The following is an 11,632-nucleotide window of genomic DNA, read 5'->3' as shown; positions in this document are numbered from 1 at the left end:
GCGCGGTTCCGCAGGTTCGGACGGTTCACCGATGGTGCTAGCGGCGTCTTATGCCCCGTCATCTGTCCTGACCTGCGATGCTCCGGCCAGGCAGCCAGGCGCATCGCGTTTGCACGCTCGCAAGACAGGGCAGGGCGCAGAAAACACGCAATCCCGATGCCAACCGTCTGCGGACGATCCGTTGCGGTCGTCTTGTTGCCGCCACTCCGGTGAGGAGCGGCAGCCCAGTCTGCTTCGGACGCCGACGGATCGCACGATCCGGATGTGTCTCTCAGGCAGGCTGACAAGCAACCTGTTCCATTACAGACAGGTGATGGTGATTTGCAAGTCACATGACGGACGCATCTCACCCCGCCTCCGGCAGGGCGGTTCACGGTCTCGGGAAGAGATGGTAACGGGCTGTTAGGATTTCAGCCCCGTTATGGTTAAACCCTCGTAATAAATACCGGGATTCTTCAACTGTTCTCGTGCATCCGCCGTGCCGATTGGAGCCGTCGTGATGCGCTGCGGCGTTTCCGGGCGCTGCGGTGCGCGCTGGCTGCCGCCTGCCTGCTGGCGAGCTTTCCGCTGGCCGGCCAGACTCAGGCGCAGCCGAAGACCGAGCCGCGGCCGCAGAACGAATACCCGGTCGCGACCGACGCCCGCATCGAGCAGAGTGGCGAGACCGTGCGCCTGACGATGATGCTGTCCTCGTCTGTTGCGGTCGATGCCTGGGTGCAGGCCGCTCCGGACCGGGTCATCGTCGAGCTGCCCTCGACCAATTTCCAGATTCAAACCTCAGCCAAGCGCAGCGCCGGCTTCGTCAGCGGCTATCGCTTTGGCCTGTTCACGGCCGATAAGGCCCGAATCATCATCGACCTCGCCCAGCCCGCCACCATCGCCAGGGCGGAGGTGAAGACGGTGCGCGGCGGTTTCGGCGAGCTGACGATCGAACTGAAGAAGACCGCAAAGGCGGATTTCCTGGCCGAGGCCGGCAAGGTGCTGAAGCCTGCACCCACGATTCCCGCTCCGGCGCCGTCGCCGGCCAAGACCGCCGGCGAGACCCGCCGCACCATCGTCATCGACCCCGGCCATGGCGGCATCGATCCCGGCGCAACGGTCGCCTCCATCGCCGAGAAGGCCGTCGTCCTCGCCTTCGGCAAGGCGCTGAAGGAACAGCTCGAAGCCAATGGCCGCTATCGCATCGTCATGACTCGCGACGACGACCGCTTCGTCTCGCTCGGCGATCGCGTTCAGCTCGGCCGCAGCGAGCAGGCCGACCTGTTCATCTCGATCCACGCCGATTCGCTGACCCAGGCGCAGGAGGTTCGCGGCGCGACCGTCTATACCCGCTCCGAGCGCGCGACCGACGCCGAGGCCGCTCGGCTCGCGGCCAAGGAGAACGAGGCCGATGCCGTCGCCGGCCTTGAGACCAGCGAGGAGGTGCAGGACGTCGCCGGCATCCTCATGGACCTCGCCCGGCGCGAGACGCGGACATTCACCGGCGTTTTCGCGCGTAATCTCGTCGAGAAGCTCGGCGGCTCGATCAAGATGCACAAGATTCCGCTGCGTTCCGCGCGTTTCTGGGTGCTGAGCGCGCCGGACGTGCCCTCCGTGCTGATCGAGCTCGGCTACATGTCGAGCCCCAAGGACGCCGAATTGCTGAACTCGCCGGAATGGCGCGGCAAGGCCGTGACCGCCGTTTCCGTCGCGATCGATGACTATTTCGCCCGCGAGCGCGCCTCCGTGGGCAAGGCGGCGGAAAGCCGGAACTAGGACGTGCTGACATGCTGTCATCCCGTGCGCGCTGCGGCGCATAGCGCCGCTGCGCAGACACGGGACCGTCAACCGGAAGGGGCGCCTTTTCGGGCGGCGAGGAGGGTGGAACACGAAGCGTCACGCGGTCCCGTGTCTGCGCAGCGGCATTTCATGCCGCAGCGCGCACGGGATGACAGCGCGGCCTCGCAAGGGCGGTGTGAGATGATGCGGAATGTGGTTGCAAGGCCACGGTTCCGCCATCTCCGTCATGTTATAGCTATGATTTGCGAAGCGCCCTGATTTGGCGCCAGCCGATGGCAGTTACGGGGTCCAGGGCCTGAGATGCGGTTCATTCTGCGAATCTTCGGATGGTTGTTCGCCGCCGGTGCGATCGCTTTCGTGATCGGCGCCGCCATCGCGGGCGGTCTGATCTGGCACTACTCGCGGGACCTGCCCGATTACGCGCAGCTCAGGAACTACGAGCCGCCGGTGATGACGCGCGTCCACGCGGGCGACGGCAGCCTGATCGCCGAATATGCGCGCGAGCGGCGCCTCTACCTGCCGATCCAGGCCGTGCCGAAGCTTGTTGTCGACGCCTATCTCTCGGCCGAGGACAAGAATTTCTACAAGCATGTCGGCGTCGACCCCGAAGGCCTCGTCCGCGCCGCGATCTCGAACTTCCGCAATCGTGCCGCCAATCGCCGGCCGCAGGGCGCCTCGACCATCACCCAGCAGGTCGCGAAGAACTTCTTCCTGAGCCCCGAGCAGTCGATCGAGCGCAAGATCCGTGAGGCGCTCGTCGCGCTGAAGCTCGAATCGACCTATTCGAAGGACAAGATCCTCGAGCTGTACCTGAACGAGATCTATCTCGGCGCGCCGGCGCCGGGGCAGGGCAGCTACGGCATCGCCGCCGCGGCGCTGAACTATTTCGGCAAGTCGGTGCATGAGCTGAACCTGCAGGAAGCTGCCTACCTTGCAGCCCTGCCGAAGGCGCCCACCGACCTCCATCCCTTCCGCAATCGCGACCGCGCGATCGAGCGCCGCAACTACGTCATCGATCGCATGGTCGAGAACGGTTACGTCAAGCGCGAGGCGGGCGAGAACGCCAAGAAGCAGCCGCTCGGCGTCAACCCGCGCACGGTCTCGCCGAACCAGATCGCGGCCGGCTACTTTGCCGAGGAAATCCGGCGCGAATTGCAGGACCGCTACGGCGAGAAGAAGCTGCTTGAGGGTGGCCTTTCGGTTCGCTCGACCGTCGATCCCAAGACCCAGCTGATGGCGCGCAAGGCGCTGGTCGATGGGCTCGTGCGCTTCGACGAGGCACGCGGCTGGCGCGGCGCCATCCAGAAGCTCGACATCGGCGGCAAGGAATGGGGCACCGTTGTCGGCGAACTGCCGGTGCTCGGCGATGTCGCGCCATGGCGGCTCGCGGTCGTGCTGGAGGTCAACGGCGACAGCGCCCGTCTCGGCCTGCACCCGCTGCGCGACAATGCCGGCCATCTCAACAAGGAGCGCCAGATCCTGACGCTCGCCGCCGACGGCATCAAATGGACCCGCCGCGCCCGCGTCTCGCAGGCCGTCTCGGTCGGTGACGTCGTCTATGTCGAGCCGATGGACAGCCGGCCCGGCTTCGCGCGCCTGCGCCAGCTGCCGGAGGTCAATGGCGCCATCGTCGCGATGGACCCGTTCTCGGGCCGCGTGCTCGCCATGGTCGGCGGCTTCAGCCATGACCAGTCGGAGTTCAACCGCGCGACGCAGGCGCTGCGCCAGCCCGGCTCGTCGTTCAAGCCCTTCGTCTACGCGACCGCGCTCGACAACGGCTACACGCCGTCGAGCATCGTCCTCGACGCCCCGATCGAGATCGATCAGGGCCCGGGCCTCGGCATGTGGCGGCCGGAGAACTATGACGGCAAGTCGACCGGCCCGCGCACGCTGCGCTACGGCATCCAGTTCTCGAAGAACCTAATGACGGTCCGGCTCGCCAAGGATGTCGGCATGCCGCTGATCGCCGAGTATTCGCGCCGCTTCGGCATCTATGACGATCTCCAGCCGGTGCTGTCGATGTCGCTCGGCGCGGGCGAGACGACGGTGATGCGCATGACCGCGGCCTATTCGATGCTGGTCAACGGCGGCAAGCGTATCCGGCCGACCCTGATCGACCGCATCCAGGATCGCTCGGGCTCGACGATCTTCCGGCATGACCAGCGCGTCTGCGAGGGCTGCAACGCCGAGAAATGGGCGAACCAGTCGGAGCCGCGCCTGATCGACAACCGCGAGCAGGTGCTCGACCCGCTGACCGCCTACCAGATGGTCTCGATCCTCGAAGGCGTGGTCAATGCCGGCACCGCGACGGTGGTCAAGTCCGTCGGCAAGCCGCTCGCCGGCAAGACCGGCACGACCAACGACGCCAAGGACGTCTGGTTCGTCGGCTTCTCGCCGGATCTCGCGGTCGGCGTCTATATGGGCTTCGACAAGCCGAAGTCTTTGGGCACCTCGGCGACTGCCGGCCAGTACGCCGCGCCGATCTTCCGCGACTTCATGAGCGTCGCGCTGAAGGAGAAGCCGGCGACGCCGTTCCGCGTTCCGGCCGGCATCAAGCTGATCCGCGTCGACCCGAAGAGCGGCATGCGCGCCGGCGGCGAGGGCGGCATCCTCGAGGCCTTCAAGCCGGGCACGGCGCCGCCGGACAGCTATTCGGTGATCGGCGCGGCCGGCGACGGCAGCATGCCGCTCGGCGCAGGCCCCGGTGGCGGCGGCAGGGCGGTCGGTTCCGGGACCGGTGGGCTTTACTGAGCCGACAGCAGGTGATTTCGCGGCGCCCGGAGGTCACTCCGGGCGTTGCCTTTTTCAGGCTGGCCAATCCATGGCCGCCTCGATGGGAAGGCGATATCGCCTCCGGCGTTTACAGCCGGGCCTTTCGCCCCTATCTCAACCCTCACGTTTTGCTCACAAGGACGTCCAGACGGAATCATGCGCCCCGAAATCCAGACGCAGCTCGATAACGCCAAGCAGTCGATTGGACTGCTGAGGAGGCATCTTTGACTGGGATCAAGCCCAGCGCCGCCTAGCGGAACTCAACGCCCTCTCCGAGGGACCCGATTTCTGGAACGATGCCGAAGCCGCGCAGAAGCTGATGCGCGAGCGCACCTCGCTGGAGACCCAGATCGAGGGCATCGGCAAGCTCGAGCGCGAGCTCGACGACGCGCTGACGCTGATCGAACTCGGCGAGATGGAGGGCGATGACGCCACCGTCACCGAGGGCGAGCAGGCGATCAAGGCCGTGCAGGACGAGGCAGCGCGCCTCCAGGTCGAGACCTTGCTCTCCGGTGAGGCTGACATGCTCGACACCTATGTCGAGATCCATCCGGGCGCAGGCGGAACCGAAAGCCAGGACTGGGCCGAGATGCTGCTGCGCATGTATCGGCGCTGGGGCGAGCGGCGGAAGTTCAAGGTCGAGACGCTCGAATATCAGGACGGCGATACCGCCGGCATCAAGTCGGCGACGCTGCAGTTCAAGGGCCATAACGCCTATGGCTGGCTGAAGACCGAATCGGGCGTGCACCGGCTGGTGCGCATTTCGCCCTTCGATTCGAATGCCAGGCGGCAGACCTCCTTCGCCTCGATCTGGGTCTATCCCGTCGTCGACGATCGTATCGTCATCGACATCAACGAGTCGGACTGCCGCATCGACACCTATCGCGCGCAGGGAGCGGGCGGACAGCACATCAACACGACGGATTCGGCGGTGCGCATCACGCATATCCCGACCGGCATCGCGGTGTCCTGCCAGCAGGAGCGTTCCCAGCACAAGAACCGGGCCAAGGCCTGGGACATGCTGCGCGCCCGCCTCTATGAGGTCGAGCTGAAGAAGCGCGAAGAGAAGGCCAATGCCGAGCAGGCCTCCAAGACCGATATCGGCTGGGGCCACCAGATCCGCTCCTATGTGCTGCAGCCCTACCAGCTGGTGAAGGACCTGCGCACGGGCGTCAGCTCGACGGCACCGTCCGAGGTGCTTGACGGCGATCTCGACGCCTTCATGGAGGCGTCGCTGGCACAGCGCGTCTATGGCACCGAGGTCGAGGTCGACGACATCGACTGATTTCGGGCTACAAGCCGGATCGCAAACAAAAAGGCCGCGCTCGAAGCGCGGCCTTTTTTGTTTCGGGGAGTTCTCTCAGAGCGCGTTGGCGAGGAGCTTACCGCCGGCGCGCAGGAAACGGGTCGGGTCGACCGGCTCGTCGTTGATGCGGGTCTCGTAGTGCAGATGTGGACCGGTCGAGCGGCCGGTCGAGCCGACGCGGCCCACCACGGTGCCGGTCTTGACCATCTGCCCGGCCGCAACCGAGATCGCCGACATATGGGCGTAGCGGGTCGTCAGCCCATTGGCATGCTCGACCTCGACCATGTTGCCGTAGCCGCCATTGTACTCGGCGATGACGACCTTGCCCGGCGCGGTCGCCAGGATCGAGGAACCGGTCTCGGCCCTGAAATCGACGCCGGTATGCATCGCGAGGCCGCGCGTGAACGGATCGGTGCGATAGCCATAGTTCGAGGTGAAGTCGTGGTCGCCGGCCATCGGCCGGGCGAGGGGCAATTGCTCGATCACACCACGCAGGCGCATCACCGAGGCGACGCGCGGCTGAAGCGCGTTCAACGTCGCCTCGAATGGTCCGGCCGACGAGTCGAGCTTCACAGGCACGAAAGGCCCGCCCATGCCGCCGGTGGGGGCGGCCGGCGCGGAAAGCTTCTCGGCATCGAGCCCGGTTTCGGAGAGTGCGCTGCGGAGGCGCTTCTGCGTCGCCGCGAGAGTCTCGTCCATATCCTTGAGTGCTGCGAGCTGGGCATCGGAGCTGCGCGTCATCGCGCCGTCCAGCCTGATCAGCGCGGCATCGACCCGCTTGGCCGGCGGCTCGGCCGGCGCCTCGCCCGACTGCCAGCCGCCGCCATCGGCGCCGCGCAGTGGCGGCGTATCGGGTGCGGGTGTCGGCTTGCCCGGCAGGATCGGCGCGAAGCTGGTCACGCCGGAGGCGCGGATCGGTTCGCCGGGCTTGATCACCTGCGAGCGCAAAGGCAGCTTCGTGGCCGGGATCAGGCCGCTGGACTGCAACGTATCGGCGAGGGCGGCGACCAGAGACTGGCGCGATTCGAGTTCTGCCTGGCGGCTGGCGAGCTCGTCGACGCGGGATTCGACGCCGTCCTGGTCGAGCAGGGCGCGGCTGGCATAGCGGTCGATATCGGCCCGCAGCGCCGAGATCCGGTCCTCATAGGCATATTGGCGCGACGTCTCGCGGGCGATCATCCGCGCGGCAAGGTCGTCGCTGCTGAGGATGTACCAGCCGGCGCCGCCGCTGCAGGCCGTGCTCAGGGCCAGCCAGGCGAGCCCTGCGAGCATGGTGGAGCGGCGCACCGTATAGGTCTTGTGGGAGACCAGGCCGACGGTCGAGAGGGCGGGGGCTGTCTGGGACTGATGATGCATACGCAGTACCGGTAATCACGCTGCCGATACCGTCATCAGACATTGTTAGGGTTAATCTTTCGCAAATCCCGTCCCGCGCGCGCAACGTCCGCGCAATGCTTGAAAGCGTCAGAGCGCCTGCGCCGCCGCCAGAACCTCCTCGGCATGGCCGGCAACCTTCACCTTGCGCCAGATCCTGGCAAGGCGCCCGTTGGCATCGATCAGGAAGGTCGAGCGCTCGACGCCCATATAACTGCGGCCATACATGCTCTTCTCGACCCAGATGCCATAGGCGTTCGCCAGCGCCTGCGTCTCATCGGCCAGCAAGGGGAAATCGAGCTCGTACTTCTTCTTGAAATTGCCGTGCTTCTTGGCCGAATCCGGCGAAACGCCGATGATTTCGGTGCCGCAGGCCGCAAATTCCTGGCGCAGTCGATTGAAGGCTATCGCCTCCTCGGTACAGGCCGGGGTGTTGTCCTTCGGGTAGGCATAGAGCACGATCTTGCGGCCGCGCAGCGCCGAGAGGCTGACCTCGCTGCCGCCATCGCGGGGCAATATGAACCCGGGTGCCGGGTCGCCTTCCTGCAAAGCCATGGCCGCTGCCTTCCTTTCGTCGCCTTCTCGCTGCATGGAGCCCGCGACCGGCGTGGCGAGCCGGCTCACGGCAGGGCCGGCGAATCGTCGGACGTTTCCGTTTCCGGATTGCCGAATCGCTTCGCCTGACCGCATCGACATGCATGCTGCCTTCCGGGATTGCGGCAAGGGGCGATCGGCCGCACCTTGATGCGAACCGGCGCAGGCGCAGAAAAGGGACCACGCGGATCTTGTCGGATCAGGAAGCAAAGGCTGCGGCAGCCGGGCACGCAAAGGCGTTGCCCGCGGACGAGGCCTGCGATGTCGAGATCGTGAAGCGGCGCGCCAAGGCGGGCCTCGTCACGATCTGCGTCGCGGTCACCGTTGCCGTGCTGGTGCTGGCCGGTGCGGCGGCGACGCTTCTGGTCACGGGCATCGTCCCGCTTTCCGGCCTGGAAGGCCGCATCACCGCCGCCATCGAGGAGCGGCTCGGGCCGGACTGGAAGGTCACCGCGGCCGCCGCCGAACTCGGCCGCATCGATGGGCATTCGCAGCTCAGGGTCCGGCAGGTCTCGTTCCAGCATTCCAGCGGCGCCGTGATCCGGGCGCCCGAGGCGGTCCTCGGCTACGCGCCAATGGCGTTGCTGCGTGGCGATATCAAGCTGGTTTCGGTCGATCTGCGCGGTGTCAATGTCCGCCTCGGCGTCACCAAGGACGGCGCGCTGATGGTCAATGCCGATTCGGCGCCGGCCGAGACGCCACCGCAGCCGACCCTGCCCGACGCGGCGCAATGGAACGCCTTCACCGGCATCATGGGCGCGATCTCGACGCTGGCGCGCGGCGACGGCTTTCTGGGCGCGCTCGAGGAAGCCGGCATGAACGGCGCGCGGCTCTCGCTGGTCGATCCCGACGGACGCCAGAAGGCCGGGCTGGAGGATGTCGAGATCAAGCTGACGCGCATCGCCGAGCGCGGCACGCGGATGACGATGAAGGGGCGCACGGGGCAGCGCTGGAAGGAACTGGCGGTCGATATGTCGACCGAGGCCGACGGCACCCAGCGCGCCGATATCGATATCCTGCGCTTCGAGCCTGCCGAGGCGGTCGCGCTCGCCTTCGGGACAGGTGGCGTCCTGGTCGAAGGCCTGCCGCTGCAGGGCCGCGCGACGTTGCGGCAATCCCCGGACGGCAAGAAGTCGATCACCGCACGGATCGGCGTCCGCTCCGGCACGCTGCGCTTTCCCGACGCCCCGATCTCGTCCTTCGCCGTGGATTCTGCCGAACTCGAACTGGCGAGCGGCGCTGACCTCTCCGAGCTCAACATCACCCGCGGCGAGATCAAGGCAGGCCCGACGCGTTTCACGGCGACGGGCTCGTTGCGCGAGGATAATGGTGGCTGGCGCATCGCGCTCGATGCCAGCGGCCAGCTGGCCGGGATCGATAACGATCCGCCGGTCCAGATCGACAGCTTGAAAGCCGCGCTGAAGCTCGACCCGGCCAACAATGCGGTCAACATCGATTCGGCCTCGCTGCGCGGGCCGCTGGCCTCCGTCGACCTGTCGGCAATGGTCCAGCGGGTCAACAGCTCGCCGCTCCAGCGCTTCGCGATCAAGTCGACGAACTCCGATGCGCGTGCGCTGCTCGCGATCTGGCCGAGCTTCACCTCGCCGGACGTACACGGCACGTTGCGACGGCAGCTTGCCGCGGGGCGCCTCAAATCGCTCTCCGTCGATCTCGATCTGGCGCCCGAGGACCATGCTCGCCTGGTCAAGGGCGAAGGCATGCCCGATGCCGCACTTTCCGTGATGATCGATGCCGACCGCGTCCGCTATCTCCCCGATCCCGGCCTCCCGCCGCTGGTCGATGCGACCGTGACGGGGCGTGTCGGCGGGCGCACCGTCCAGCTCGCCATCGGCAAGGCGACAGCGGAGCTCGGCGGCGGCCGCCAGCTCCAGCTGAGCGAAGGCAGCTTCGCCATGCCGGACTACCACACGCACCGCGCACAGGCCCGGATCGGCTTCCGTTCGCTCGGCTCGATGGATGCGCTGGCGGCGCTATTCGCGTTTCCGTCACTCAAGGATTTCAGCCCCGGCAGGATCGACCCGGCCGCGATCAAGGGCACGAGCGATCTCAAGGTCGGCATCACGCTGCCGCTCGCCGACGACCTGAAGCCGGACGAAGTCGTCGTGACCGGCGCGGGCAACCTGGCGAATGTGGCCTCCGACACGCTTCTCGGCACGGAAAAGCTCGAAGCCGGCATGTTCGCCGTCAATGTCGACCGCGCCGGCCTGCTGCTGCGCGGCGATGCGCGGGTCGGCGGCGACAAGGCGCAGGTCGAGCTCAAGCAGAGCGGCAAGGGGCAGGGCGAGGCGACCCTGCAGCTCGCGCTTGATGCGGCCGCAAGACAGCGTCGCGGCTTTGGCGCCGATAGCGGCATTTCCGGGACATTGCCGGTGAGGGTGGTCAAGCCTCTCGGCAAGGGCCCGGAGCAACCGCCTCGTGTCGAGATCGACCTTGCCAAGGTCGCGCTTGACGGCGTTCTTCCCGGCCTGAGCAAACCGGCTGGGCGGCCCGGCAAGATCAGCTTTGCCTATGTGGCCGATCCCGAAGGGCCGGATCTCGAGGATTTCTCGCTCGAGGCCGGCTCGGCCCTGATCAAGGGGCGTATCGAGCTGAACAAGCAGAACGGGCTGGACAGCGCGAGCTTCTCGCAATTCCGCCTCTCGCCCGGCGACAACCTCAAGATCGATGCCAGGCGGGACGGCAATATCGTCAAGCTGACGGTGCGCGGTGCGGTCGCGGACCTGCGCCCCTTCATCAAGGACCTGCAAAGCCCGGGTTCATCGGGCAAGGGCGACAAGTCCGGTGGGAAGGGCGGCGATTACGACGTCGATCTCGACGTGCCGATCCTGACCGGCTTCAACAACGAGGCGATCACCAACGGCACGCTGAAATTCGCCAAGCGTGGCGGCGAAATCCGCTCAGCCAATTTCCAGGGACGGATCGGCCGGGCCGATGTCTCCGCCCGGCAAGGCGGCCGGGGCGAGGGCGGGCAGCTCGTCATCCAGTCTGAGAACGGAGGATCGCTGCTGCGCTTCCTCGATCTCTACAACAGGGCCCATGGCGGCGACCTGCTGCTGACGCTCGGGCCGGGCGAGAACCAGAGCGGCGACCTGCTGTTCCGCAACTTCATGGTCCGTGACGAACCGGCGCTACGCCGCGTGGTCGGTTCGCAGCCGGCGAGCGCCTTTACAGGCGATGGCGCGGCCGAGCCGCGTATCGACGTAACCGAGGTCGCCTTCACCAAGCTCAAGGCGGAGTTCACCCGCTCCGCCAGCCGGCTCGACGTCTCGGACATGGTGATCTGGGGCCAGCAGGTCGGCTTCACGCTGCAGGGCCATGTCGATTACGGCCGCGACCGCGTCGATATCGGCGGCACCTTCGTGCCGGGCTACGCCTTCAACAACGCCTTCGCGCAGGTGCCGGTGGTCGGCGCGCTGCTCGGCGGCGGCAGCCAGTATGGCGGGCTCTTCGCGGTGAATTTCCGGATTTCGGGTGCTGCCAGCGCGCCGACCATGTCGATCAACCCGCTTTCGGCGCTGGCGCCCGGCATACTGCGCCGCTTCGTCGATCCGCTCGGCGGCGCCCCGGCCCAGAAGCCGGTGCAGTCGCGGCCCGCGCAGCCGCGCTGAGACACCTGTTCCTGGGAGCACGCTGTCATCCCGTGCGCGGTTCAGCGCGCAGCGGTGCGCCGCAGACACGGGACCGTATGACGAAATGGCGCCTTTTCCTGAGAACGGTCCCGCATCTGCGCAGCGGCATTGCATGCCGCAGCGCGTGCGGGAAGACACGCGCCCTATAGAGCGGCGG

General features: G+C 66.8%; 6 protein-coding genes. 4 read left to right on the top strand and 2 right to left on the bottom strand.

Going from position 1 to position 11,632, the window contains the following annotated elements; translation table 11 throughout:
* Positions 1-438 precede the first annotated feature (438 nt).
* The 3 genes from AC07NY_RS21145 to prfB all read left to right on the top strand — a co-directional run bounded on the left by AC07NY_RS21145 (position 439) and on the right by prfB (position 5,836).
* On the top strand, positions 439-1,755 hold the full coding sequence (locus AC07NY_RS21145) for an N-acetylmuramoyl-L-alanine amidase (RefSeq protein WP_494585493.1): 1,317 nt from the start codon (positions 439-441) through the stop codon (positions 1,753-1,755).
* Between the two features lie 324 nt (positions 1,756-2,079).
* Positions 2,080-4,530 (top strand): penicillin-binding protein 1A, encoded by a 2,451-nt coding sequence (locus tag AC07NY_RS21140; RefSeq protein ID WP_494585433.1) that lies wholly within the window; start codon positions 2,080-2,082, stop codon positions 4,528-4,530.
* A 177-nt stretch (positions 4,531-4,707) separates the two neighbouring features.
* Positions 4,708-5,836, top strand: a protein-coding gene (gene prfB, locus AC07NY_RS21135; RefSeq protein WP_492286193.1) for a peptide chain release factor 2 whose coding sequence is annotated in 2 segments (ribosomal slippage) — positions 4,708-4,776 and positions 4,778-5,836 — 1,128 coding nt in all. Because the reading frame shifts where the segments join, the coding sequence is not laid out codon by codon here.
* Positions 5,837-5,911: 75 nt separating this feature from the next.
* Here prfB and AC07NY_RS21130 read toward each other — a convergent pair.
* The gene (locus tag AC07NY_RS21130; protein WP_494585432.1) at positions 5,912-7,213 is read right to left on the bottom strand and encodes a M23 family metallopeptidase; all 1,302 of its coding nucleotides are present in this window, start codon (positions 7,211-7,213) and stop codon (positions 5,912-5,914) included.
* A 108-nt stretch (positions 7,214-7,321) separates the two neighbouring features.
* Complete coding sequence (locus AC07NY_RS21125; protein ID WP_494585431.1) at positions 7,322-7,786, bottom strand: peroxiredoxin; 465 nt, start codon at positions 7,784-7,786, stop codon at positions 7,322-7,324.
* Between the two features lie 278 nt (positions 7,787-8,064).
* Here AC07NY_RS21125 and AC07NY_RS21120 point away from each other — a divergent pair, with 278 nt between their 5' ends.
* Positions 8,065-11,454 (top strand): hypothetical protein, encoded by a 3,390-nt coding sequence (locus AC07NY_RS21120; RefSeq protein ID WP_494585430.1) that lies wholly within the window; start codon positions 8,065-8,067, stop codon positions 11,452-11,454.
* The last annotated feature ends 178 nt before the right edge of the window (positions 11,455-11,632 follow it).

The organism is Allobosea sp. GW821-FHT09G06, assembly GCF_059416005.1.
The sequence above is the reverse complement of the archived record's forward strand: the minus strand, read 5'-3'. Positions and strand labels throughout refer to the sequence as shown.

Bases quoted from the DNA above. Each gene is read 5' to 3' on its own strand.
- AC07NY_RS21130 (WP_494585432.1), bottom strand. From the start codon at position 7,213: ATGCATCATCAGTCCCAGACAGCCCCCGCCCTCTCGACCGTCGGCCTG.
- AC07NY_RS21125 (WP_494585431.1), bottom strand. From the start codon at position 7,786: ATGGCTTTGCAGGAAGGCGACCCGGCACCCGGGTTCATATTGCCCCGC.
- AC07NY_RS21140 (WP_494585433.1), top strand. From the start codon at position 2,080: ATGCGGTTCATTCTGCGAATCTTCGGATGGTTGTTCGCCGCCGGTGCG.